Below are 25,012 nucleotides of genomic sequence, written 5' to 3' on the forward strand. Positions count from 1 at the left end.
GGCCTCCGGCACCTACCCGCGTACGGAGGCTCGACCATGGAGTATCTCGGCACGTTCGTCCTGCGATCCGGATCGAAATGGTTCTACGTGACCAAGCAGGACCCGTACAACCCGCCCTTCTGGAACCGGCTGCACCTGACCGATCGAGATCCGGGCCTGGCCGGGCGTTTCCTCATCTACGACGTCGGCGGCGGCTGGCTGTCCCTCCAATCGTCCAACGGGGGGTGGGTGAACTTCTGGATCGGTGAGGCCTGGGAGGAGTGGATGATGACGGTGCTCCAGGCCGACACCGACCCCTCGGGCGGCACCCGGTTCACCAAGGACTACCTGGACATCCCCGGTAAGCGGCTACAGCTGATCACCCAGGCGTACGGCGGCTGGTACACCATCATCGAAGCGAGCGGTCTGGGTGCCGAGTGCCGCTGCGAGTGGACCTGCGCCAACACCCGGTACTGGTACAGACCGTTCACGCTGGAGCAGGTCACGCCGGGCGTACCGCAGATCAGGGCCGGCGGCTGTGCCGGCGTCGACTTCGGGCCGGTGGGCGACGCCCGCATCGACCTGTCCGGCGCCGACCTGTCCGGTGTCAACGCCTCCCGGGCCCGGTTCGGCGGTGCGATCCTGCGCGGTGCGAACCTCAGCAGCGCCGATCTGAGCGGCGCGGTGTTCACCGGGGCCGCCATGGACAACACCGAACTTCGCGGTGCCAACCTGACCGGCGCGGTGTTCACCGGGGCCGCCCTGAACAACACCGACCTGCGCGGCGCCGATCTGACCGCCGCGGTGTTCACCGGCGCCGCCCTGAACAACACCGACCTGCGCGACCTGTCGACGAACCAGAAGACCCGCCTCGCCGGCGCCGACTTCAGCGGCACCACGGTCACCAGCGTCTCTTTTCCCAGCCCGCTTTCCAGCGACATGACCGGCGAACGAGTGTTGCTGCGCAACGCCACCGCTTCGATCGGCTGCCTCGGCATGAACTGGTCCAATGTGGACCTGACTGGGGCGACGATCCTCGACCTTCCGCGCGACCAGAACGGCGCGGTACAGCTGCCCGAGCTGGTCGGCCGCCGGATGAAGTGGCCGAACGCCAACCTGCACGGCGCCAACCTGCGCAAGGCCGACCTGCATCAGGCCGTGCTGTCCGGGGCCAACCTGGTCGAGGCGGACCTGTCCAACGCCGACCTCGGCGACGCCTGGCTGGAGGTCACCGACGACCTCCAGCACGCGGCCAACCTCTCCGGCGCCATGCTGCTCAACGCCAATTTCAGCAACGCCCACCTGAGGGGCGTGCACTTCATCGGCGCGTACCTGTTCGGGCTGAGCGCGACCGTCACCAACGCCACGCTGACGCTGGCCAACTTCACCAACGCCTACCTGGCCGGCATGGACTTCTCCAACATCCGGGACCTGAAGATGCAGTCGGTCACCTTCGTCGGAGCCTGCCTGGTCAACTGCAGGTTCAAGGGCTCGCAGCCGCGCCCGCTCGACGGCTCCGACGCGGCATTCAACCACGCCTGCCTGCACGGCGCCGACTTCACCGACTGCACGCTGGCCGGGGCCAACCTACGCGAGGCGGCGGTGGCCACCCAGCCGGGCAAGCTGCCGGTCACGCTGACCATCCGCGGCCAGCGGCAGCAGATCGAGGTCAGTTACGAGGCAACGATACTGCCCCAGTCGATCACGAACGACAAGACGATCTGCCCCAGCGGCGCGATCGGGCCCTGCGACCCGGCGAAACAGGTGGCGAAGAACCCGCCGACCCAGTGGCCGTCACCGGTGTCGTACCTGACCGGCGAGCGGCGCCAACTCCCGCCGCCGTGGGCCCGCCGGGACGGCACGCTCGTCGCGACGACGGGCTGTGGCTGCTGATGGGGCTGTGGCTGCTGACCGCCTCTGGCTGCTGACGGACACCCGGCATGGCCGTTGACAGGCGTGGCCCGCTGACAGGCACCGGCCGGCGCCCGGGGTACCGACCCCGGGCGCCGGCGCGATCCTCACCAGTCGGAGTCGCTGCCGCCCAGGCCCAGCATAATCTGGTCCCAGCCGTTGCCGTCGTGGTCGTCCGTGTACGAGACGGCCAGCTGACCGAACGGGGACACCGCCACCGCCATACCGTCCTGCCGCCCGGTCGTCACCTGGCTGGACGACTGGCTCGGCAGCCGGCCGGCGGTGGTGCCGTCCGGGTTGAGGCCGCGGGCCCACACCGCCGGGTCGGTGCCGGCCACCGACCAGCCGACCACCGCGTCGCTCTGGTCGTCGATGCCGACCGAGGGCGAGCCGGCGCCGGTGCCGGTCGAGACCTGCACCTCCGGCGACAGGCCGGTGCCGTCCGCGCCGAACGAACGGGCCCACACCCCGGTGGTACCGGTGTGGTCGGACTCCCAGGACACGACGAAGTCGCCGTTGAAGTTGGCCGCGACGGACGGGTGCTCCTGCTGCCCGTCGGTGATGGTGTTGGCCGAGCGCCGGGACAGGATCACCGCCCCGTTCGCCTTGGCCAGGCGGGTCAGGCCGACGTTGTAGAAGCCGTTGCCGTCGGTGTCCTCGTCCCACACCACCGTCGCGTTACCGGAGGCGTCCACGGCCACGTCCGGCCGGTGCTGCGATCCGCCGGCGGCGTTCACCGTCACCTCGTACGCTTTGGTCGCCGTACCGGTGTATCCGGCTGCCTTCACCGTGGCCGCCGCGCTGCCCTGGATGTCCTCCCAGACCGCGGTGAAGGCCACCGCGGTGGTGCTGTCCGGCGCCCCGTCCGGGTCGACGGCCACCTTCGGGTTGATCTGCTGGCCGTCGGAGTTGCCGTTGGCGTGGCCGGAGCCGAGGACCTTTCCGGCCGGTGAGACGACCCGGTAGGCGACGTTGTAGAAGCCGTTGCCGTCCGGGTCGTCGGCCCAGACCACCACGGCGTCACCGCGGTCGTCCAGCCCCACGTCCGGGGTGATGTGCCGCCAGTTGGTACCCGCGGTGCCACCCGCGGAAAGCTTGATCTCGTAGCTGGACACTCCATTGTGGAACAGCCGCAGGTAGATGTCGGAGTGGGTGGTGTCTGTGGGGGTGGTGGCGGTGCGGTCGTCCTGCCACGTGACGGCCACGTCACCGTTACGGTTGGCGGCGACGGCCGGCAGGCTCTGCTCCCCGGTCGAAACGCTGTTACCGACCAGCCACGTGGTCACGCCCGCGGCCTGCGCGGGGGCGGCGGGCACCAGCAGAGCCGCCGCGACCGCCGATGCCGCCAGTGCGGAGACGGCGACGGTCCTGACCGGTGCGTGCGCGCGCATACGGTTCCCCTCAGACATTGCGAGTCCCTCAGACATTACGGCTCTCAGACATTGCGAGTCCCTCAGGCATTGCGCGCCTCTCAGGCATTGACGAGCCCGGGCTGGCCGTCTTCGATGACGAACGAACGGGTGGTGGTCGCCGCGGCGCCGTGCTCGCTCACCTTGGCCACGCTGCGGAAGTCGACGGCGAGGTGGGTGGGGGTGACGGTGGCGCGCACGTAGCCGCGGCGGTCGGAGTAGAACTTGACGTGCGGGTTGGTGGCGGCATTGGGGATCGTCGTCGAGCCGCTGCCGTCGCCGTCCGAGCTGATCGAGGTGGCGACGAGTTCGGTGCCGATGACCGCCGACGCCGGGTTGGCGTAGTCGGCCAGCAGGTTGTTCGCGTACGAGCGGTGCACGTCGCCGGAGAGCACCACGGGGTTGCGTACCGCCCGGTCGACCCAGCCCTGCTGGATCCGGGAGCGGGAGGCACGGTACCCGTCCCAGGCGTCCATGTTGCCCGCCCCGGCGGCGGTGAACTCGCGGGCGAAGAACACCTGCTGCCCGATGATGTCCCAGGTGGCCAGGTGCTGCCCGAGCCCGTCGAGCAGCCACGCCTCCTGGGTGGCGCCGGTGATGGTACGGGTCGGCAGGTCCGCGTCGGCGCACACCTTCGAGCCGTCGCCGCACGACTGGTCGTCGCGGAACTGGCGGGTGTCGAGCATGTGGAAGGTGGCCAGCTTGCCCCAGGGCAGCCGCCGGTAGAGCTGGATGCTGATGCCGCTCGGGATCGACAGCGGCCGCAGCGGCATGTTCTCGTAGTATGCCTGGTACGCGGCGGTGCGCCGGGCCGTCCACTGCGCGGCCGTCAGGGCCGGGCTGCTGTCGGCGCGCACCATGTTGGCGTAGTTGTTCTCCACCTCGTGGTCGTCGGGCACCACTATCCACGGCGCGATGGCATGCGCCGCCTGCAGATCCGGGTCGGACTTGTACTGCGCGTAGCGCCGGCGGTAGTCGGCCAGCGACACGCACTCGGCCCCGAGGTGCTGGCGTACCGAGCCGGCGGTGGCGGCGTCCTCGTAGATGTAGTCGCCGAGCTGCAGGATCAGGTCGGGGTTGTCGTCGGCCATCCGCCGGTAGGCGGTGTAGTAGCCGGACTCGTAGTGCGCGCACGAGGTGAACGCCATCAGCAGGTTCCGCCCGACCGTACCGGCGGCCGGGGCGGTGCGGGTGCGGCCGACCGCGGAGATGTAGCCCTGCGCCCGGAACCGGTAGTAGTAGTCGGAGTCGGGAGCCAAGCCGCCGGCGATCACGTGTACGGAGTGCGCGCTGGCGTACTGCGCGGTGACCGTACCCGAGGCGACGAGCGTGGCGAACGTGGTGTCGGCGCTGACCTGCCAGTCGACGGCCACGTTCGCGTTGGGCATGCCACCCTGCCCGTCGGCGTTGGTGGGATTCGGTGCCAGCCGGGTCCATAGCACGACGCTGGACGAGTCGGGATCGCCCGAGGCCACCCCGAGCGTGAATGGGTAGGGTGTCACGGCCGCCGCGGCGGCCGTCGCGAAGGTTCCGGCGGAGAGCGCGCCCGCGCCGGCAGCCCCGAGACCCCCGAGGACAAAGGTTCGGCGGTTCAGCTTGGTCATAACACGAAATTTTGAGATCAATAAATTGATTCGAATCGGCGCGGTGACGACCAACGGATGACGCGCCGATGGCGGTAGTTACGCCGGGACGTTACGGCAGACGATCATGCCTGGTCACGCGCCGCCAACCCGATCAGCCGGTCGAAGGTCGCGACGAGCACGGCCCGCCGCCCCGCCTCGAACTGCCGCCCCGCCTCGAACTCCGGACCCGGGTCGAGTTCGTCGATGCTGCCGTCCCAAACCGCGAGGTACGCCCGCTTCCACGAGCGCACGGTGTCGGCGGCCGGCAACTGCACTCCGACGATCCGCTGCTCCGCCAGCAGGCACAGCAGTTCGAGGTCGCAGGGCACCGCGACCCCCCAGTACTCGTCGGGCTCGAGCTCCTCGGGATCGCCGGCCATGGCCCGCTCGACCTCGCCGACCAGCCGCGCCACGATGCCCGACACGTGATCGGCCGCAGTGTCCTCGTCGAAGTTACCGACACCCCACCGGCCCACGGGTCCTCCCTCAACGGCGCCGCCACGTGAGCCGTGACGGTACCAGCCGGCCAGCGGCGTCAGTTCCACACCGCGGTCGCCGCGGCGGCAGGTCCCCAGCGCGGTTCGCCGCGGCGTCACGTCCCTAGGTCCGCCGCCGCGGTGTCAGTTCCAGAGCGCCTTGACGGCGACGGCGGAGGCCGCTCCCACCGCGCGACCGGCGCGGGCCGCGGCTGCCCGGGCCGCCGGCGAGAGCAGGTTGCTGCCGAACGCGTCGATGGATGCCTGGTCGGCGTTGATGACGTGCGCGTCGACCCGGCCCAGGGTGGCCAGTTCGGCGTCGAGGCTGCCCCACAGCTGAGGAGTACCCTCCAGCACGGGCCGGATGACCAGCACGCGCTCGGCACCGGCGGCCAGGTCGGCGTTGGCCATCGACCGGGTGCCGCCGTCGATGTAGTGGCGACCGTCGATCGCGACGGGCGGCCAGATCCAGGGCACCGCGGCGCTGGCGGCCACGGCGTCGAGCAGGGTGACCCCGGATTCACGGGTAAAGACCGCCAATTCGCCGGTCTCGGCGTCAACCGCGGACACCAGGACCCTCCGGTCCGGCCACCGCTTGACGGGCAGCCTCGCGTCGACCGCGGCGAGCCGGACGGCCGGGTCCACGGTCTTCGCGGCCAGCGCGAGCGCACCGATGCGGCGACCGCCCTCTTCCGGCCCCGATGCGCCGTCCACCGCCGCACTGAGTTCGGCGAAGCGCTTGTCCTTGTCGAAGTCGGGCTCGAGTTCGGCGGACTCCGGGCACAGCTGGGCCGCGTACAGCTCCTCGAGTGCGACGCCGCTGGTGACCTGCGCGGCGACCGACGCTCCGGCCGAGGTGCCCACCACGAGGTCTGCGGCGAGGACTCGATCAGCCAGATCCGGGTCGGCGTCGGCGATGCCCCGCAGGACGCCCAGTTCCCACGCGATCCCGGTCACTCCACCCTCGGCGAGCACCAGCGCATTGATCATCGGAAGAGTCTCGCATGGACCTCCATCGCCACGAGTGGAGGGTGATTGGCGGGAGCTGGATGGATATCTGACGATTGGCCGCCGGGCGAGCTAGCGTTGATCGCCGCGGGAGAACTAGGCGAATCGCGGGGGCCAGCAATGGCGACAAAGAAGCCCAACGGGGGCGGGATGCCCAACGGGGACAGAAATTCCAACGGGGCCGGACCTTCCGGCGGCGCAGCTCGGCGCGCCAGGGGGGCGGACCGGCAGGCCCGGATCGCGGCCGCCAGGCAGGCCACCGAACGGGCACGCCGCCGCGGCCGGATGACCAAATTCGGCATCGGCGGCGGGATCGCCGCGGCGGTGATAGCGCTGATCGTGGTCGGCGTGCTCGCGCTCGGCGGGGGCGGCGGCAAGCCGGCCACCACCGCCATCCCGGCCACCCCCGCCACCACGGCCAGCGGTCGCGACACCTCGCCGCCCTGGGCGGTGCCGGCCAACGTTCCGGCGGCGGTCCACGAGGCCGGGCTGCCGATGCTGGGTGCGGAGGGGACGACCCTGCACATCCACGCGCACCTGGACGTCATCGTCAACGGAGCGCCGGTCACCGTGCCGGCCGAAATCGGCATCGACAACGCCGACCAGCAGATCAGCCCGCTGCACACGCACGACACCACCGGTGTCATCCACATCGAGTCGCCGACCCAGGCCCAGTTCAGCCTGGGCCAGTTCTTCACCGAGTGGCAGGTGTCCCTGTCGGCCGACCACATCGGCAACCTGGGCGCCGACACCACCCACCAACTGCGGGCGTACGTCAACGGCAAGCCGGTGACCGGCGACCCGGCGGCGATCGTGCTGCACGCGCACGACGAGGTGGCGGTGGTCTACGGGACGGCCGCGCAGCAGCAGAACGTGCCGTCCTCATTCGCCTTCCCGGCCGGACTCTGAGCCTTCCGCCGTCGGCTACGGCACCAGCACGAGCTTGCCGGGCACGGCGCCGGCCTCGACCCGGCGGTGCGCCTCGGCGGCCTCGGCCAGCGGCAGGGTGGCCGCCACCCGGGTGCGCAGCCGGCCCTCGGCCACGTCGCGCAGCAGGGCGGCCAGCGCCACCGGGTCCGGCCGCACCAGGACCACCTCCTGCCTGACCCCGCGCGCCGCGTCCACCGGCGCGGTGGGCCGGGTGGTCACCACCGTGCCGCCGTCCGCCACCGCCGCGGCGGCCCGCGGGCCGAGCGGGACGGCGTCCAGCACCGCCGGGATCGGGCCGGTCGCCGCGAGGTCGGCGTCGCGCGCCAGCACCACGCCCGCGGCCGCGCCGCGCACCCACTCCTCGCCGCCCGTGCCGGCGACGCCCAGCACCCGGTGCCCGGCGCCCGCGGCCAGCTGCGCACCGAACCCGCCGACCCCGCCGCTGGCGCCGGTCACGAGCAGGGTGGTGGGCTCGGCCAGCGCCAGAATGTCCAGCGCCTGGCGGGCGGTGAGGCCATTGAGCGGTACCGTGGCGGCGGCCACCTCGTCGAGACCGTCGGGGATCGGCGCCAGCCAGGCCGGGTCGGCCGCCACGAGTTCGGCGTACCCGCCCGGCCGGCCTCGGGTGATGAACCACGGGATGAGCCCGGCCACCCGCTGCCCTGGGCGGTACCCGGTGTCCGGCCCGCCGACCGCGACCACCTCACCGGCGATGTCCCAGCCGGGCACCACGGGCAACTGGTCGGGCGGACCGGGCAGGCTCCCGGTGCGGGCGGCGAGGTCGGCCGGGTTCACCGTGGTCGCGCGCACCCGCACCAGCACCTGTCCCGACCCGGGCACCGGGTCGGGCTGCTCAACGACCCGCAGCACCTCCGGGCCGCCCAGGTCGCTCACCACCACCGCGCGCACGGACCCTCCCCCACTCGACGACATACCGCTCGACGACGCACCGCCCAACGACGCACCGCTCAACGACGCACCGCTCAACGACGCACCGCGTCAGGATGCCGCAGCCGGGCCCCCGCCGCTGCCCCGCCGGGTCAGCTCGGATTGACCGGGGTCGACTCAGACTCGCCGACACCGGCCCGGATTCGCCGGGGCCGGCCCTGATCCACTGGAGTCAGCTCGGATTGGCCGGAGTCAGCTCGGATTCACTCGACCGGCTGGGATTCGCTGGGGGTCAGCTCAGGTTCGCGGCGACCCAGTCGGCGAGCGCGCGGGCGCAGTCGTCCACCGACTCCCGCCAGGTGCGCGCCGCGCCGTCGCCCGCGTCGTCGCTGACGTGCTTGATCAGGCGGATCGGGACGCCCGCCTCGGTCGCCACCGACGCCAGCGCGTACCCCTCCATGTCGACCAGTTGCGCCCGCTGCGCGATGCGTGCCCGCGCCGCCTCGTCGGCGACAAAGACGTCGCCGGTGGCCAGGACCGGACCGGTACCCGCCAGGGTCAGCGGCGCGCCGTAGGTCTGCCCGGTCAGGGTGTGCAGGAATTCCGTGTCCAGATCGTGCTGGATGACCCGGCTCGCCTCGAGGGTGCCGTACCAGCCCGGTCGCACCGCCCCGGCCGTACCAAGGTTGATCACCTGGGCGGGCCGGTCGTCGCGAGCGAGGACAGCGGTCAGCGCCGACGCGGCGTTGACCTTGCCGATGCCGGTCAGCAGCACCGGCAGGCTCTTGTCGAGGTACGCGGCCTCCTCGGCGACCGCCAGCACGAGCAGCGGCCGGTCCGGACTGATCACCCCGAAAAGATCCACGCGACCGATGCTAACGGCCGGCACCGCCCCGGCCGGCCCGCTGTGATGGCCGCCTCACCGGGCTCACCTGGCCGCCCGGCGACCGGCCCGCCGGGCGGCGGTGCCGCGGTGCCGCGGTGTCGCCGTGCCGCCGTGTCGCGGTGTCGCGGTGCCGCGGTGCCGCCGCGCCGCCGTTCCGCCGCGTCGCCGTGCCGCCGTGGGCGCGCACCGGTGCCGGCTTCGGTCGGACCGCGCGTGCCGGACGGTCCCGGCCGGCCCGCGTCGCCGGGGACGCGGTTCGTCTGCTGCCAGCAGATTGCCTTGGCCGGCGGCCGGCGGCGAACCCATCATCGGTGGTGCGACCGGAATCTCCGGCATCGCTTCTTCAGACAGGAGAACTCATGAGAATGGCCGTCGCTGAACACTCAGGCACCGCCGGTACGCTCGACGACCGGTTGGCCGACCGGCTCCTGCACCAACGCATCATCGTGCTCGGGGCCGAGGTCGACGACCCGATCGCCAACCGGATCTGCGCGCAGCTGTTGTTGCTGTCGGCCGACGATCCGCGCGCCGACATCAGTCTTTACATCAATTCACCCGGCGGCTCGGTCAGCGCGGGATTGGCCATCTACGACACGATGCGGCTGATTCCCAACGACGTCAGCACGTTGGCGGTGGGGCTCGCCGGCAGCATGGGTCAGTTCCTGCTGTGCGCGGGGACCGCCGGCAAGCGGTTCAGCCTGCCGCACGCGCAGATCCTGATGCACCAGGGTTCGGCCGGCTTCGGCGGTACCGCGGCCGACGTCGAGATCTACGCCGGGCAGCTGGAGCGGGTCGGGGCGACGTTGACCAGGCTGATCTCGGAACACACCGGGCAGCCCGCCCAGACGATCGAAAGCGACAGCCTGCGTGACCGCTGGTTCAGCGCCGAGGAGGCCCGCGAGTACGGCATCGTCGACCACATCGTGGAGCGCCTCGATGACGTGCGCCCCGCGTCCGGTCACCGGCGGATCGGACTGTGACCATGAGCCAGTACACGATTCCCACCGTCGTCGAGCGGACCCCGACCGGCGAACGCGCCTTCGACATCTACTCGCAGATGCTCGCCGAGCGCATTGTCTTCCTCGGTACCGAGCTGGACGACGGCGTCGCCAACGTGGTGATAGCCCAGCTGCTGCACCTGGAGTCGGTCAGCACCGACCTTGAGATCAAGCTTTACATCAACTCGCCGGGCGGATCCTTCAGCGCCCTGACGGCGGTCTACGACACCATGCAGTTCATCCGGCCCGACATCGCCACCTTCTGCGTTGGTCAGGCGTCGTCGGCCGCGGCGGTACTGCTCGCCGCCGGGGCGCCGGGGAGGCGGTCGGTGCTGCGGCACGCGAAGGTGCTGTTGCACCAACCGTCGAGCCAGGCCCGGGGAACCCTGCCCGACCTGGCCATCCAGGCGAAGGAACTGGCCAAGGTGCGGGCCGAGATCGATGAGATTCTCAGCCGGCACACCGGCCATCCGACCGAGAAGATCAGGCAGGACACCGACCGCAACCTGACGTTCGGCGCCCAGGAGGCCGTGGGCTACGGCCTCGCGGACCGGGTCATCACGTCTCGCGCGATGAATCCGGTGAGGTGGCCCGGCGATCGCTGACCGCGCGGCCGGCCGGCCCTGGCCACCGATCGCCGCGGCGGGCGGGCCGCCGTCACCGATCACCCGCGCGGCCGGGCCGCGCCTCACGGCCGGATAGCCCCGCCTCAGGCGGCCAGCAGGCACCTGACGTCGCCGGCCGGGCCCGGTCGCGCCGGCGCGTGACGACTGGGGCGCAGGTCCACCACCGGGGCCGGGGCCCGGCGGGAGCGCAGATCCACCACCGGGGCCCGGCGGGAGCGGGCGTCGACCAGGTCGCGCCCGACCTCGGTCAGCACGTCGGACAGCTCGATGCGCAGCGCGTCGCAGACCGCGGCGAGCACCTCGGAGGACGCCTCCTTGCGCCCGCGCTCCAGCTCGGACAGGTAGGGCGTGGAGACCTTCGCCGCCCCGGCCACGTCGGCCAGGGTGCGCCCCTGCTCGCGGCGGGCGCGGCGCAGCACGTCACCCAGGACGGTGCGCAGCAGGGGCCTGGGCCGCCGCTCGCGCGACCCCAGGCCGATCACGGCCGGATCCGGCATTGCCGTCCCTCCCCACCACGGCGACGTTAACGTTCGACACGGGCACCATACCCAGGCCGTGAGCGGCCGAGGAAATCGTTTCGCCAGCGGCGTAAGGCATCCGGTGTAGTGGCCGCCGCCTTTCGATTCCCTACAGCTGTCGAATCGCACGGGACAACGGCTGGTATTTCTATTCTCGGGGCTCACGGCAAAACGCAGTCAATGCGGATAAGCGTCGCAGTGACCCAGGTACCGTGAGGATCTTATTGATGGATTCCTCTTCGGCGTACGGGTGTTGCCACGCCTGACGGGTAGGCGTACGTTGATGTCTCAGCGCGATGATCTATCTAGTGTCATCGCGCGGGCTCGTCTGGCGGTGTCCGGGGACGGGGTAGGCAGATGCTTTGTCACATCGGTAACGCGACGTACACCTCGCGCGGCGGGTCGTTCGGGAAAGGCCCGTCGAGGACGTAGCGCGACGGGCAGGGCGTGATGGGCAGGGGTCGCGAGAGACCCTTCCCAATACCCTTTCCCCACTCATCTCATCCCATCTGGCGTTGACCGAACGCGGTGTCCGGCCGCCGACGGTCCATTCATGGTGTCCCCACCAACCCGACCAGTTGCCGCACGACACAACGAAAGTAGGGACAGGTGCGCAGACCTCGTTTAGCTACCGTAATCACGTCAGTGACGCTGGGGGCGGCGTTGCCGGTGCTGGGCCTCGTGGCACCCGCCGCGGCGCAACCCAGCCCGATGGCCCCCGCCGTCAACGGCGCCGCCTCCGGCGGCGCGGTCATCGTGGTGCTCAAGGACCAGCACGCCAACCTTCCGTTGAAGACTTCGGGCGCGCAGCGCACCGCGACCACCCGCGCCGACCAGCAGTCCATCGTGTCGGACATCAAGGCCAACGGCGGTACCGACGTCACGCAGCTGGTCAGCGTGAACGCGGTCGCCGCGCACCTGACCGCGAGCGAGGTCGACCGGCTGCGGAGCAACCCCGCCGTCAGTCAGGTGGTCCCGGACGACCAGATCCTGGTGGCGCCCGCGGCCAGCGCACCGCAGTCCTCGGCGGCGAAGCTGAACCCGAAGGTGTGCCCGACCGATCCGTCCAAGCCGCTGCTGGAGCCCGAGGCGCTGGCGGTCACCCACACGGAGACCGACGTGAAGGGCGACAAGCAGCAGGCCTCCCTGGTCGCCACCGGCAAGGGCGTCATCGTCGCCAACGACGGCATCAACGCGCTGGCCGGCAACCCGAACTTCGTGCGGGCCGACGGTTCGCACGTGGTGCTGGACGCGCCGGACTACACCCGGGACGCCAGCGACGGCGAGTACTACGGTGACGCGTCGTCCATCGCCGGGCAGGGCCTGGTGACCTACGACTTCGCCACCGAGCTGCCGCTGTCCGGCCTGCCGGCCGGCTGCACGTTCCGGATCAAGGGTGTCGCTCCGGACGCCTCGCTGGTCGACACCTCACTGATCGACACCCCGCCCAGCTCCGCCGGTCAGGCGCAGCCCGAGTCCGAGTCGCAGATCGTCGCCGGCATCGACAACGCGGTCGTGCAGGAGCACGCCGACGTCATCTCCGAGTCGTACGGCTTCCGCCAGCAGCCCGGCCGGTACTCGGTCTTCTACGCGGCCAACGACGCCGCCGTGGCGGCCGGCGTGACGGTGGTGGTGTCCTCCGGCGACAGCGGCGTGTCCGGCACGGTCTCCTCGCCGGCCACCGACCCGAACGTGATAGCGGTCGGCGCCACCAACACCCTGCGCCTGGTCAGCCAGGCCTACGGGTACTCCAACTGGACCAACAACAACATCACCCCGCTGTCCTCCGGCGGCGCCGCGCCCAACAACCGCGTGGTCGACCTGGTCGCGCCGGGCTACGGCGGCGAGGCCGCGTGCAGCCCGACCGGCAGCGACTGCCCGACCAACACGCAGACCGAGGCGTTCGGCGGGACTAGCGAGTCGTGCCCGCTGGTGGCCGGCGCGGTGGCGGACGTGATCCAGGCGTACGCCGACTCCCACAACGGCACCAAGCCGAGCCCGGCGCTGATCAAGCAGATCCTCACCGGTACCGCGGACGACATCGGCGCGCCCGCCGACCAGCAGGGCGCCGGCCAGCTGGACGTGTACGCCGCGGTGCGGGCCGCGCAGCAGGAGCCGGGTGGCAGCGCGAAGAACCTGCTCGCCGGGTTGTCCTCGCCGAGCCTGATCGCCTCGCCGAGCCAGCTGGACGTGACCGCGGCCGCCGGGGCCAGCTCGCAGTCGGTGACGCTGTACAACACCAGCAGCCTGCCCACCGTGGCGACCGGGACGTACCGCTCGCTCGGCGACGCGTCGCAGATCGGCAAGACGGTCACCGAGGCGGTCAGCGCGCCCGACCCGAGCCTGCCGGTGCCGGCCGAGGGGGCGACCGCGGCGAAGCCCATCACGTTCACCGTGCCGCCCGGACTCGACCGGTTGAACGCCGACATGATCACCCCTGATCCGACCAACGGCACCATCCTGTCGTTCACCCTGGTCGACCCGAGCGGCAAGCTGACCCAGATCTCCTACGACTACGGCACCCCGGCCACCAGGGCCGGGCAGCTCGGTTCGGTGCCCAACATCCAGCATGTCGAGGTCACGGCGCCGAAGGCCGGGAAGTGGACCGCGAAGGTTCTCTGGGCCAACGGCCGGGCGCACCTGCAGTCGGCGCCGAACGTGCCGGGCTCCTACACCGGCGACATCTCCTTCCGGGTCACCGGGCAGCACTACGTGACCAGCCTGGCGGCCCCTCTGGTCATCCTTCCGGGGCACTCGAGCGTCAAGGTGCCGCTGCGCATCGCCATGCCGTCGGCGCCCGGTGACCACCCGGAGTCGGTGCAGTTCGTCGCCCTCGACGGGGCGCGGACCTCGGTGCCGGTGGCCCGCCGGACGCTGATCCCGTCGGCCGGTGGCGCGTTCAACACGACGATCACCAGCACCGTCGGCCGGGGCATCGGGCAGATCAGCACCTTCAACCTCGATGTGCCGCAGGGCAAGCAGGACCTGGACGTCAGCTTCCACACGGCGGACGCCAGCGCCGACAACAAGTTCACGTTCTTCCTGATCGACCCGAACGGTACGGTCGTCAGCCGCGCGACGACGCCCACGACCGACGCCTCCGGAGCCCCGGTGGCCGACGCCACCCTGGTGGCGCCGAACCCGGTCGCCGGGCGCTGGGAGATCGACGTGGAGTTGAACCTGACGGTCAGCGGCAAGGAGTTCACGCAGGTCGTCAACGGTACGGTCGGCTACGACCAGGCACCGGCCCCCGCACCCAACGCGGGCTGACCCTTCCGTCGCGCCGTTCAACGATCGCGCCGTTCAACGATCGCGCCGTTCAACGATCGCCCCGAGAACCCGGATCCGGGTTCTCGGGGCGATCGGCGTGAGAGGTCCACCGGCCGCGAGCCGGGCGGTCGCGCTCAGCGGTGATGCGCGGTGAGGCCGAAGAACCGCACGGCCAGGCGCGCCCAGTCCGGATAGTCGAACCCGAGGTTGTGCGTCTCACCGTCCACGCTGTACGCGTCGACCTCGACCCGGCCGGAGGAGTCGCGGTACTGGGTGTGCGTCCAGGTCGGCTGCGGGTGGTTGACGACGGCGCGGTGGGCGTGCAGGACCTCGGTCCACTGCTTGACCTCTTCGCCGAAGTTCGGGTAAAAGAGCGTCGTGTCCGCGGTGCCGTGCCAGAGCTGCATCCGGGGGCGCGGGCCGCGGTAGCCCGGGTCGGCGGCGCGGACCAGGTCCGCCCACTTTCGCGGGGTCTTGATGAGGTCACCGTTGGCGCAGGTGGAGTTCCACATCGAGCCGTCGGTGGTGGCGAAGCAGCCGAACGGTACGCCGGACATCGCCGAGCCGGCCTTGAAGACGTCGGGGTAGTCGCCGAGCAGGACGTTGGTCATCATCGCGCCCGAGGACAGCCCGGTGGCGAAGACCCTCGCCGCGTCGGCGTGCTGGTGTCGCTCCACGTAACGGACCATCGACACGATCCCCACCGGGTCGCTGTCGCCGTTGTGCCGCAGGGCGCCCGGCGACGAGACGTCGAAACAGTGCCCGTCGCGGGGCGCGGACGGGTAGACCACGATGAAGCCGTACCTGTCCGCGAGCGACGCGAACTCGGTCGCCGCGAACATGTCCGGCCCGGAGCCGGTGCAGTAGTGGATGGCGACCACCACGGCCGGGTGTGGCCGCACGTGGTGGGGCACGTACAGGTACATCTCCAGGCCGGTGGGGTTGGCACCGAAATTGGTCACCTGGGTCAGGGCGGCGGTCGGCGGCGGCAGCGGCGCCGACGCGGCCTGTGCGGAAGAGGCCTGTGCGGGCGCGGCCTGTGCGGAAGAGGCCTGTGCGGAAGAGGCCTGTGCGGAAGAGGCCTGCGCGGGCGAGGCCGGCACCAGCAGCGCGCCGCAGGCCACGGCGAGGCCGGCGGCCGCGGCGATCAACGCCCGGCGCGGGCGGCGGCCCGTTCTTTGGCCGGCTCTGTGGGCTGCTCTGTGGGCTGCTCTGTGGCCTGGCCTTTGACCGGGCCGGTGGTCCGGTCCGTGGAAGGCTCTCGGTAGGGCATGGGACACGAGTTGGAGCACGGCGAACTCCTTCGGACGGGGCCGGCGGCCCCCGGTCACCCGTGGCGGAGGCATCGCCGGGTTGTCTCGACAAACATGCCGAAAGTTTTCGGAGCGGTACGGTGTGAAATATAGCAGCGTCAATGACTTGAGCCAATCCCGAAGGCGGACCGTTCCGGCTGAACGAGCGCGGTTCCCTGTCATAGTCGCGATCCGGCGGCCGATCGGCGTCCGAGAATATCCGAAAACTATCCGAAAATTTTCGCAGCAGACAGCGCTGCCTGCGCCCGCCAGGCACGCCGAGGTGGTTCCCGCGCCGAGGTGGCCCGCCCACGCGCCAGGGTGGTTCCCACGCGCCGAGGGGCCTACCCGAGGCCCAGGGGCGGCCGGGCGAGCCGGCGCGGTCGCGGCCGGGCGAGCCGGCGCGGTCGCCCCGCTCGGAGGCGGCAGCTGATCTCTATGCCGTCCTCGACCGGGAAGGTGACGCTCTGGTAGCCGTTGGCCGGGTCGCGCACATAATCCAGGTAGGGCCGCAGGCCGCTGAGCGCGACGTCACCTCGACCGCGACCTGCGCGCGTACCTGGGGCGGCTGGCGAGTTTCCTCGGCCGGTCCGACGCCGGGGCGGTCTTCCGGGCCCTGATCGCCCAGGCCCAGCACGATCCGGTGTTCGCCGCCGACTTCCGGGCCAGGTACCTCGACGAGCAGCGCCGGCGCGACCGGCTGCCGCTGGAGCGCGCCGTGCATCGCGGGCAGCTTCCCGCCGGGCTCGACCTGGCGGCCGAGACCGACCAGCTGGTGGGCCCGCTCTACTTCCGGGTTCTGGTCACCGACGAGCCGATCGGCCCGGACTTCACCGATCGGCTCGTCGACGCGTTCCTGCGCCGCGTGCGCTGACGCCGTCCGGCGCGGTCGTCGCGTTGGGAGTCACGGCGTCGGGCGTCGGGAGTCACGGGCTGCGATGGGTACCCACGTGGTGAGAGCTGATCAGCAGCCGGATCGCGGCAGTGCCGGTACCGATGATGAACACGCACGCGATCAGCGCCAGGCTGTACCGGAACCCGCGGTCGTCCGTCAGCGGCGTGACCGGCCAGATGAGCGGCGGGCCGGCCTGTGGCACCGGACCGGTGGGCACCTCCGGTGGGAACTCGGCGACCGACTCCGGTTCCGACGTGCCGACGGTGGGCGTCGGGGTCCGGCCGTTGTTGTGCCGGTTCGTCCGGGACGACGAGTGCGGCGCGGGAGCCCTCGCCGGCGCGGTGCCCGTCGCCTGGGTGGGCCGCGGGTGCGGCGCCGGCTGGGGCCGCGACGAGGATGGCGGCGCGGTCGTGGCCGGCGGGCTCGGCTGGGGCGGTGGGGCGGTGGCGCTCGGCGCGGCGGAGGGCGTCCCGCCCGGGCTGTCGGGGCTGACCCTGATCGTGAGCGGGCCGATGTCGGTGAGTGGCAGCGGGCAGACGGGTACCAGTTGGACGGTCTCGGTCCCCTGCGTCGCGAGCGTCAGCCGGCTGCTCTGGTCTGGGCCGATGCTGTCCGTGCCCTGGCCGTCGAGCATCAGCGTCGCCTGGACCCCGAGACGGTTGACGACCCACAGTGCCGATCCGGCGGTCAGGTCCAGACTCGCGGTGTCCGGCTGCGAGGTGGCGCCCAAACTCAGCACCTTGCAGCCGCCGGTGAAGTCGACGCTGAGCTCGTCCGCCAGCGCCAGATCCGGCATCAGAGTCCCGGCACCGCCGGCGAGCGCGAGGGCGACAACGGCGGCGGACCCAAGCCGGAGGCTCACCGGGCCGACCCGCCCGCGACGCCGCGATCGGTCGGGCCAGGATCGGTCGAGTCCGGATCGGTCGGGTCAGGATCGGTCGAGTCCGGATCGGTCGGGTCAGGATCGGTCGGGTCCGGACGGTTGCTCGGCGGCCGAGGGAGCCGGTGAGGGGTCAAGAGCAGGCACCTTTGATGCATTCGATTCCACGTCCAACCGCGCCTATACCGAACGCGCATGACGGACTACCCTAAGCGATTCCCATCCGGATGGAAAGACCGTGCCGGCCGTCGTAGGGGGTACCGGTATCGATGGGGGCGGCACCGGATGCCGATTGGCGGAACGCGGCCGAGGGCCGCGTCGGCGGCGGGTCCCGGGGCGGTAGCGTTGCGGCACGGATCAGTTGACAGGAGAATCATGGCTACGCTCGCCGATCAGACCATCGCCGCCCTGCGCTCGGGCCACGACGCGCTCGCGGCGCGGGTACGCGCCCTCACCCCAGACGATCTCATCAGTCCCTCGGGCGCCAGCGAATGGCAGGTTTCCCAGGTGCTGAGCCACCTGGGCAGCGGGGCCGAAATCGGCCTGGCCGGGTTGAACGCCTCGCAGACCGGTGGGGCAGCACCGGACATGGACTTCAACCGCTCCGTGTGGGCGCGGTGGGACGCGATGGCCCCGGCCGAGCACGCGGCCGCGTTCCTCGAGGCGAACGAGCGGCTCGTCGAGGCGTACGAGTCGCTCGACGAGGCGACCCGGGACAGCTTGAAGATCAACCTTGGCTTCCTGCCCGAGCCGGTCGACGTCGCCACCGCCGCGCGGTTCCGGCTCAGCGAGTTCGCGCTGCACCAGTGGGACGTCGAGGTCGGCTTCGACGCCGGCGCGACGGTGGCCCCGGAGGCGGTGAGCCTGCTGCTCGACCAGGTCGGTGGCATGCTCGCCTGGACCGGCCGGCCCGACGCGCTCGCCGGACGGCAGGCGACGCTGACCCTGCGCCTGACCGCCCCGGAGCGGACCGCCGGGCTGCGGCTCGGCGAGCGGATCGAGCTGACCGACGTACCGCAGCAGCCGGACGGTGAGCTGTCCGCGCCCGCCGAGGCATGGCTGCGGCTGGCCACCGGCCGGCTGGGGACCCGGTACACCCCGGCCTCGGTCGAGGTGACCGGCCCGGTGAGCCTGGACGACCTGCGCCGCGTCTTCCCCGGCTTCTAGACCCGACGGCCCGGGCCGCGTCGCCGACCAGCGGCGCGGCCCGGGCACCGACGCGTAAGCTCGATCTCATGATTGATCGCGCCCCATTCGGCTCCACCGGCCACGTCTCGACCCGTGCCATTTTCGGCGGCGCCGCGTTGGCCCGCGTCTCCAAGAGCGAGGCTGACCGCGCACTCGACGCGCTGCTGGCGCACGGCATCAACCACCTCGACGTGGCCGCCAGCTACGGCGACGCCGAACTGCGGGTCGCGACCTGGCTGCGGCGTAACCCCGGCACCTTCTTCCTCGCGACGAAGACCGGCGAGCGGACCTACCGCGGGGCGCGGGAGCAGATCCGCCGGTCACTCGACCGGCTCGGCGTCGACCGCATCGACCTGATCCAGCTGCACAACCTCGTCGACGTCATCGAGTGGGAGACCGCGCTGGGCCCGGGCGGCGCCCTGGAGGCGGCCATCGAGGCGCGGGAGGAGGGCCTGGTCCGCTTCATCGGGGTCACCGGGCACGGCCTGTCCGTGCCCGAGATGCACCGGCGCAGCCTGGAGCGCTTCGCGTTCGACTCGGTGCTGGTGCCGTACAACTACGTCCAGATGCAGGACCCCCGCTACGCGGAGCGGTTCGAGGCGCTCGCCGCGGTGTGCGCGCAGCGCGGCGTCGCGCTGCAGACGATCAAGAGCCTCGCCTGGCGCCGGTGGGAGGGCCGCCCCGCGACCTCCGCCACCTGGTACGAGCCGCTGACCGAGCAGGCCGACATCGACCTGGCCGCGCACTGGGTGCTTGGCCGGCCGGAGGCGTTCCTGCTCACCTCCGGTGACGTCGACATCCTGCCCCGGTTGCTGGACGCGGCCGACCGCTTCGAGCGCCGGCCCTCCGACGAGGAGCTGGCCCAGCTCGCGCAGCGCCGCGAGATCTCGCCGCTGTTCGTGTAGTCCGCGACGGGCTCCGCTCCGGCCGGGGTGTCGATGTCGCCCCGCCGCCGACGAGACCGTCGGCACGGCGCACGGCACCGACCGGCCGGAGCGGAATCACGCATCAGTCCGTTGCGGTCAGGTCAGCGACGATCAGGTCAGCGGCGGGAGGTCCTGCGGAGGCAGCGACGGACCGAGGTCCGCGAACTTCTCCTTCGAGATGATCTTCGGCCGCGGCCAGGTGATGTTCGGCGGCGGCCAGTGCTGGCCGGTCCGCTTCAGGAACCAGTCCGGCGGCTGGTACATCGGCGGCTCGAAGTCCTTCGGGAACAGCGGCTCGTAGGTCACGTTCTTCGTCCGCTTCGCGAACTCGTCCTTCATGTCGCCGAGGATGTTCGGCTGCGTGTACAGGTCGACGGCCGTCGCGGCGAGGTACTTCGCCGCCGACAGCAGGGCCTTGTGGCCGCCGGAGGACGCCGCCGATGACGCGACCGCCCAGGTGTGCGACTTGAAGCCCTGCGGCCAGACCGGGGTACCCATCTGGATGGTCGGCGCCTGCCAGCTGATGTCCGCGACGTCGGTTGAGCCACCGCCGAGGAAAATCGGGTCCGGCGGGCTCAGCGCCGAGACGGTCGACGAGTAGCCACCGCTGCCGAGGCCGATATTGCCCTGCAGGGTGGTGGCGAACTTCTGGTCGGCGTCGGAGAAAACGGGGGCGCCGATCTGCTGCATGTTGTCGTACATCAGCTCGGCACCGCGCTGCGACGGCAGCTTGTTCCAACAGCCACTGGTCACCTTGTACACCAGCGACGTCTGGGTCGCCATCGCCGCGGCCTTGGCGCAGTTCACCACCTTGTCGGCGAGGATTTTCACCCGCGCCGGGCTGCCCTCGCGCACGTAGTACCAGACCTCGGCGAGTTCCGGAGTCACGTTGGGCGCCTGACCGCCGTTGCGGATCGCGTAGTGGATGCGTCCGGACGGCGCGAGGTTCTCCTCGCGCAGGAACTCCGTCAGCATGCCGGTGATGGTGGCCGCGTCCAACGCGCTCTTGTTTCCCAACGGCGTGCCGCCGTGGCCGGCGATGCCGAGGAAGGTGAAGGAGATGGACTGCATCGCGTTGGACGAGCCCCACCCGGTGGACGTGTCGCCGCCGGGGTGCCAGTCGACGAGCGCGTCGAGCCCCTTGTAGACGCCCCTGGACACGGCGTACGCCTTGCCGAGCAGGTACTCCTCGGCGGTGGCTCCGTACACCTTCACGGTGCCGTCGGTGCGGCTGGCGGCGAGCCCCTTCGCGGTCGCCACGGCCGCGTAGATCGCCGCCGTCCCGAGCGCGCAGTGTCCGCACCCGTGACCGACGCCGTAGGTCGGCGAGAACGCGTCGTCGATGTACTCCTGCGGGTCGTGATAGGGCACGCCCTTGTTCTGCGACAGGCCGGGCAGCGCGTCACACTCGACGCTGAACCCGATGGTCGGCTTGCCGCTGCCGCTGACGTACGTCGCCACGTACGCGGTCGGGAACCCCGCCGCGCCCCACTGCACCTTGAACCCGTTTTTCTCCAGGAAGGTGGCCTGCAGCAGCGAGGAGTTCCACTCCTGCAGCGACAGCTCGTGGTGGGCCCACACCTCGTCGTTCATCCCGAAGACGCCGGCGGAGTTGTTGTCGAGCCAGGACAGGGCGGAACTCTTCGCCCGCGAGTCTTTGGCCAGCCCGGTCGGCGGCTCGTAGCCGGCGTTGCTCGCCGGTTGAGTCTTGTCGTCGAGTGTCGCGCCGGTCGCCGCGGCAAGCGCCGGATCGATGATGGTGCCGGCGGCCGCACCGGCTCCGACAGCACCGATGGCACCGAGGATCTGGCGGCGGGACAGGCCGCTCTGTTCGGTCTGATTCGAGAGCAGGTGATCGGTGTCGCACATACGCGGCTCCTCAACGTGACCTCGTCGAATATGAACATGTTCTTCAATATTACGAAGATAGATACGGTGAGGTCAACGCTGCGTACGCTGGGTTAACGCGGGTGGCGCCGGTGAGCCGGCCGGCCGAACCAGCGCCCCAGTGCCTCACCGAGGTCCCCGACACCGGCCCACGCCACGTACCCGTCGGGCCTGACCAACAGGGGTTCGGTGGCGCCCTCGACGGGGCGGGCGGTGACGACATCGACCCGGTCCGCCCAGCCGGCGGCCGTCTCCCGCACCTGGGCATCGTCGGCGAGGTCGAGCAGCACGGGCCGCCCGGCGGCGAACAGTTCCCGGACGCGTACGGCGGCTCCGGCGCCGGGGCGCAGGGTCAGGTCGGGCACGAAGCGGCCGACCAGTGGATGCCCCGCGCCCGGCAGGTCGTACCGCACGCCGACGGCCGAAATCAGCTCGGCCAGGTATCTGTTGACGTCGCCCAACTCCATCAGCTCGCCGAACAGTTCGTAGAGCGGGGTCGCACGGGAGTCGGGATTCATGAGCGCGACCTGGGCCCTGGTGTTGTGCAGCACGCGGGCGGCGACCGGCCGGCGCTCGGCCGGGTAGCTGTCGAGGAGCCCCTCGGGCGCCCAGCCGGCCACCGTGGCGGCGAGCTTCCAGCCGAGGTTGACGGCGTCCTGCAGGCCGAGGTTGAGCCCCTGGCCGCCGAAGGGCGAGTGGACATGGGCGGCGTCGCCGGCCAGCAGCACCCGGCCCCTGCGGTAGTCGTCGGCCAGGCGGGTGTTGTCGGTGAAGCGGGTCATCCACCGGGGCTGGGCCGCGACCTCGATCGGGCGTCCGACGATCCGGCTCAGGCTGGCCGACAGCTCCGGTACGGTGACGGGATCGTCGCGGTCGGCGGGCGGTCCGTCGAACTCGACGGCCAGCACCCGCCCGGGAAGCACCTGCAGGATCCCGCTACGGCACCGGTGCCAGCCCATGCCCGGATCGGTCATGACGTCGGGCACCGCGACTTCGGCGAGCCGGCCGGTGATGGTCGGATCACTGCCGGGGAACCCGAACCCGGCGAGCCCTCGCACCGTGCTGCGACCTCCATCGCAACCCACCAGGTATTCAGCGGTGCAGAAATCACCGTCCATAGTGGACACCATGATGCCGTCGTCGTCCTGGGTCAGGCCGGTGACGGTGACGCCCCGGCGGATCACGGCACCCAACTCGGTGGCCCGCGCGCCGAGCACCGCCTCGACGCCCGTCTGCGCGATCGCGAACATGCCGGGCCTGCTGGCCTCCAGCGTGTCGAGGCGGACCGTGCGGATGCCGGCGAAGTGAGCCAGCGGGATCCCCGCCCGGAAAGCCGGGGAGACGCCCCCGACCATCGGAGTTCGCGCCGCCTGCGCGGTAAGGCGCGGCAGCAGCCCGCGCAACTCCATCGTCTCGGTGCTGCGCGCGTGCAGCCCGAACGCCCGGGAGTGCGGCGACGGCTCGGCCAGCGACTCGATCACCAGCACCCGCACGCCGCGCAGACCCAGCTCAACCGCCAACATCAGCCCGACCGGGCCCGCCCCCACCACGATCACTTCGGCATCCACGGCCATCTCCTTAACGCGTTAAGGAAGCAATGCGGTAAAGGATGTCCCTAACGCGTTAAGGTGTCAAGCGGAAAGGGGGCTCGGCTTGGCCATCGACAAGGACCTGGTGGTCCGCACGGCGCTGCGGATGCTCGACCGGGAGGGCCTGGAACGCCTGTCGCTACGGCGGATCGCGGCGGAGCTGGACGTAAAGGCGCCGGCGCTCTACTGGCACTTCGAGAGCAAGCGGGCACTGCTCGATCACATGGCCGACGCGGTACTCACCCCGGCCCTGCCGGACTTGGAGGACCCAGGGGACGCGGCGCGGTGGCCCGACTGGCTCGCACACACCGCCGACCTGATCCGGTCCCGGCTGCTCGCGCACCCCGACGGCGCCCAACTGGCCCTCGGCGCCGACCTCACCCGCGCCACCGCCCTGCTGCGCATCGTCGAGCGCACGGTCGAGGTGCTGCACCACGCGGGATTCGGCCTGGCCGACGCCTCCCGCGCGGCCGCCTCGTTCCTGTGGTTCGTCGTCGGCCGCACGGTCGAGGAGCAGACGCTGCCCGACCCGGCGTCGATGCGGCGGCAGGCGCGGGCCAACCCCTCGATCCTGTCCCGGGCCATGGCCGAACGCACCGCGCCCGACGATCAGGACGTGTCCTTCCGCTTCGGCGTCCGCATCATGGTCGCCGGGATGCGCGCCCTGATCGAGGAGGAACGTGCGGTCGGGTAGCCGGGTAGCGCCGGGAGCCGATCACGGCTGTTCGTAGCCGATCGTGGCCGATCCTGGCGGCCGGTATCCACCTGATAGTCCCTAAGTTTCCGGACTCTCCGTTTCTGGGGTGCCCGGACGGCCGTCCGGTGCCCCGGCGCAGTGGCCCTGCCGCTCCCAGGAACCCCGGGGGCACTGCCATCCGAGCCGGGGCCGGCACAGACTCGGAAGCAACGCCGGGCTCGCCGCCGACAGATCGCGCGACGGCGTCGACTCCACCGCGCACGACAGCGTCGCGCAGCTCGCCGCCGCGAGCCAGTTCGTCGCCCTGTGGCTGCGCGAGGACTCCGACAACCGCGACGTCGCGGTGGACGGGGGCCTGCTCGCGCACCTGCGCACCGGCGCCGTGCTCATCAACCACGGCACCGGCTGCCCGGCGCTGCCCGGGAACTCGCGCAGCGCGCCGCCCCGTACGGCATCGAGGTCATCGACGCCCCGGTGGCCGGCGGCCGCACCGTGGCCCTCGCCCGCCAGCTCACCACGGTCGCCGGCGGCCGGTAGGACGCCGTCGAGGCGGTCACCCCCAGCTTCAACACCTTCTCCGAGCGGATCATCTACCTGGGACCAACCGGCTCGGGCCAGCTCGGCAAGCTGTTCAACAACGCGCTCATGATGATGAACCACCAGAATGTCATCGACGTGCTGGCCGTCGCGCAGGCGCTGGAGCTTCCGTTGCCGCCGCTGGAAGTGCTCCGATCCGGTTCGGCATCCAGCTTCGCCCTCATGGCGTTCGGGTCGGCCATCACGTCATCGAACGCGCAGCACGTCAGCGAGCTGGAGCTCATCGATATCGACCTGTTTGATCGGGCGGTCGAGTCCGTCCGCGAGCAGGCCGGATCGGTCGTCGAGCGCGCCCGGGCCGGCGCACAGGGATTGCCTCCGGTGGGGCAATCGAACCCCGCCGGCATCGCTCGTGTGATGGCCGGTCGTACCGGGGGCCTCCACATCGGACAGCGCGCGCCGACCAACCCGAAAGCCGCGGGACGGTGTGTCCAGTAAGGACGGCCGACCGCACGGAATCGCCGCCCCGCGGCGGTACGCACCGAGAGGGGTCCCTCGCGATCCGTGCGCACGCACTCTCCGCTTGATTGGAATTTG

At 71.2% G+C, this 25,012-nt stretch carries 22 protein-coding genes; 11 read left to right on the forward strand and 11 right to left on the reverse strand.

Annotation, left to right across the window (positions count from 1 at the left end):
• The first annotated feature begins 36 nt into the window (after positions 1-36).
• Complete coding sequence (locus tag ABEA87_RS17675) at positions 37-1,872, forward strand: pentapeptide repeat-containing protein (RefSeq protein ID WP_345630869.1); 1,836 nt, start codon at positions 37-39, stop codon at positions 1,870-1,872.
• Positions 1,873-1,997: 125 nt separating this feature from the next.
• Here the strand turns inward: ABEA87_RS17675 and ABEA87_RS17680 are convergent, their stop codons facing one another.
• From ABEA87_RS17680 to ABEA87_RS17695, 4 genes are all read right to left on the reverse strand, one after another.
• Positions 1,998-3,299 carry a hypothetical protein gene (locus tag ABEA87_RS17680; RefSeq protein WP_345630871.1) on the reverse strand — a complete coding sequence of 434 codons (1,302 nt, stop codon included), beginning with the start codon at positions 3,297-3,299 and terminating at the stop codon, positions 1,998-2,000.
• Positions 3,300-3,361: 62 nt separating this feature from the next.
• Positions 3,362-4,903, reverse strand: a complete 1,542-nt coding sequence (locus tag ABEA87_RS17685) for an alkaline phosphatase D family protein (RefSeq protein WP_345630873.1) — start codon at positions 4,901-4,903, stop codon at positions 3,362-3,364.
• Between the two features lie 104 nt (positions 4,904-5,007).
• On the reverse strand, positions 5,008-5,400 hold the full coding sequence (locus ABEA87_RS17690; RefSeq protein WP_345630875.1) for a DUF4259 domain-containing protein: 393 nt from the start codon (positions 5,398-5,400) through the stop codon (positions 5,008-5,010).
• Between the two features lie 144 nt (positions 5,401-5,544).
• Positions 5,545-6,390 (reverse strand): patatin-like phospholipase family protein, encoded by an 846-nt coding sequence (locus tag ABEA87_RS17695; protein ID WP_345630876.1) that lies wholly within the window; start codon positions 6,388-6,390, stop codon positions 5,545-5,547.
• 303 nt (positions 6,391-6,693) lie between these two features.
• On the opposite strand from ABEA87_RS17695, the gene ABEA87_RS17700 reads away from it, so the two are divergent.
• Entirely contained in the window at positions 6,694-7,317 is a 624-nt protein-coding gene (locus ABEA87_RS17700) for a hypothetical protein (protein ID WP_345630878.1), read from the forward strand.
• A 15-nt stretch (positions 7,318-7,332) separates the two neighbouring features.
• On the opposite strand, the gene ABEA87_RS17705 is transcribed toward ABEA87_RS17700, so the two are convergent.
• Entirely contained in the window at positions 7,333-8,247 is a 915-nt protein-coding gene (locus tag ABEA87_RS17705) for an NADP-dependent oxidoreductase (RefSeq protein WP_345630879.1), read from the reverse strand.
• 271 nt (positions 8,248-8,518) lie between these two features.
• On the reverse strand, positions 8,519-9,091 hold the full coding sequence (locus tag ABEA87_RS17710) for a nucleosidase (protein WP_345630881.1): 573 nt from the start codon (positions 9,089-9,091) through the stop codon (positions 8,519-8,521).
• Positions 9,092-9,471: 380 nt separating this feature from the next.
• Between ABEA87_RS17710 and ABEA87_RS17715 the strand changes: the two genes are divergently transcribed.
• Positions 9,472-10,092 (forward strand): ClpP family protease, encoded by a 621-nt coding sequence (locus ABEA87_RS17715; RefSeq protein ID WP_345630882.1) that lies wholly within the window; start codon positions 9,472-9,474, stop codon positions 10,090-10,092.
• Positions 10,093-10,094: 2 nt separating this feature from the next.
• Positions 10,095-10,715 carry a ClpP family protease gene (locus tag ABEA87_RS17720; RefSeq protein ID WP_345631042.1) on the forward strand — a complete coding sequence of 207 codons (621 nt, stop codon included), beginning with the start codon at positions 10,095-10,097 and terminating at the stop codon, positions 10,713-10,715.
• A 104-nt stretch (positions 10,716-10,819) separates the two neighbouring features.
• On the opposite strand, the gene ABEA87_RS42655 is transcribed toward ABEA87_RS17720, so the two are convergent.
• Positions 10,820-11,233 (reverse strand): helix-turn-helix domain-containing protein, encoded by a 414-nt coding sequence (locus ABEA87_RS42655; protein ID WP_425570902.1) that lies wholly within the window; start codon positions 11,231-11,233, stop codon positions 10,820-10,822.
• 666 nt (positions 11,234-11,899) lie between these two features.
• On the opposite strand from ABEA87_RS42655, the gene ABEA87_RS17730 reads away from it, so the two are divergent.
• The gene (locus ABEA87_RS17730) at positions 11,900-14,524 is read left to right on the forward strand and encodes a S8 family serine peptidase (RefSeq protein ID WP_345630884.1); all 2,625 of its coding nucleotides are present in this window, start codon (positions 11,900-11,902) and stop codon (positions 14,522-14,524) included.
• 134 nt (positions 14,525-14,658) lie between these two features.
• Here the strand turns inward: ABEA87_RS17730 and ABEA87_RS17735 are convergent, their stop codons facing one another.
• Entirely contained in the window at positions 14,659-15,675 is a 1,017-nt protein-coding gene (locus ABEA87_RS17735; RefSeq protein ID WP_345630886.1) for an extracellular catalytic domain type 1 short-chain-length polyhydroxyalkanoate depolymerase, read from the reverse strand.
• 688 nt (positions 15,676-16,363) lie between these two features.
• On the opposite strand from ABEA87_RS17735, the gene ABEA87_RS17740 reads away from it, so the two are divergent.
• Complete coding sequence (locus ABEA87_RS17740; RefSeq protein ID WP_345631043.1) at positions 16,364-16,690, forward strand: TetR-like C-terminal domain-containing protein; 327 nt, start codon at positions 16,364-16,366, stop codon at positions 16,688-16,690.
• Positions 16,691-16,742: 52 nt separating this feature from the next.
• Here the strand turns inward: ABEA87_RS17740 and ABEA87_RS17745 are convergent, their stop codons facing one another.
• A complete protein-coding gene (locus ABEA87_RS17745) occupies positions 16,743-17,573 on the reverse strand; it encodes a hypothetical protein (protein WP_345630888.1) in 831 nt (276 codons plus the stop codon).
• 393 nt (positions 17,574-17,966) lie between these two features.
• On the opposite strand from ABEA87_RS17745, the gene ABEA87_RS17750 reads away from it, so the two are divergent.
• Both ABEA87_RS17750 and ABEA87_RS17755 read left to right on the forward strand, forming a co-directional pair.
• Positions 17,967-18,758, forward strand: a complete 792-nt coding sequence (locus ABEA87_RS17750; protein ID WP_345630890.1) for a maleylpyruvate isomerase family mycothiol-dependent enzyme — start codon at positions 17,967-17,969, stop codon at positions 18,756-18,758.
• A 68-nt stretch (positions 18,759-18,826) separates the two neighbouring features.
• Entirely contained in the window at positions 18,827-19,684 is an 858-nt protein-coding gene (locus ABEA87_RS17755; protein ID WP_345630892.1) for an aldo/keto reductase, read from the forward strand.
• Between the two features lie 132 nt (positions 19,685-19,816).
• Here ABEA87_RS17755 and ABEA87_RS17760 read toward each other — a convergent pair whose 3' ends face one another.
• The gene (locus ABEA87_RS17760; RefSeq protein ID WP_345630894.1) at positions 19,817-21,574 is read right to left on the reverse strand and encodes an amidohydrolase; all 1,758 of its coding nucleotides are present in this window, start codon (positions 21,572-21,574) and stop codon (positions 19,817-19,819) included.
• Positions 21,575-21,666: 92 nt separating this feature from the next.
• A complete protein-coding gene (locus ABEA87_RS17765) occupies positions 21,667-23,166 on the reverse strand; it encodes an FAD-dependent monooxygenase (RefSeq protein ID WP_425570903.1) in 1,500 nt (499 codons plus the stop codon).
• A gap of 79 nt (positions 23,167-23,245) precedes the next feature.
• Here ABEA87_RS17765 and ABEA87_RS17770 point away from each other — a divergent pair, with 79 nt between their 5' ends.
• From ABEA87_RS17770 to ABEA87_RS17780, 3 genes are all read left to right on the forward strand, one after another.
• A complete protein-coding gene (locus ABEA87_RS17770) occupies positions 23,246-23,875 on the forward strand; it encodes a TetR/AcrR family transcriptional regulator C-terminal domain-containing protein (RefSeq protein ID WP_345630898.1) in 630 nt (209 codons plus the stop codon).
• A gap of 309 nt (positions 23,876-24,184) precedes the next feature.
• Positions 24,185-24,415, forward strand: a complete 231-nt coding sequence (locus ABEA87_RS42660) for an NAD(P)-binding domain-containing protein (RefSeq protein WP_425570904.1) — start codon at positions 24,185-24,187, stop codon at positions 24,413-24,415.
• A gap of 108 nt (positions 24,416-24,523) precedes the next feature.
• Positions 24,524-24,913: a hypothetical protein gene (locus ABEA87_RS17780; RefSeq protein WP_345630901.1), complete on the forward strand. Its 390-nt coding sequence runs from the start codon at positions 24,524-24,526 to the stop codon at positions 24,911-24,913.
• Positions 24,914-25,012 lie beyond the last annotated feature (99 nt).

Source organism: Rugosimonospora acidiphila, from assembly GCF_039543385.1.
In the GTDB taxonomy this organism is placed as follows: domain Bacteria; phylum Actinomycetota; class Actinomycetes; order Mycobacteriales; family Micromonosporaceae; genus Rugosimonospora; species Rugosimonospora acidiphila.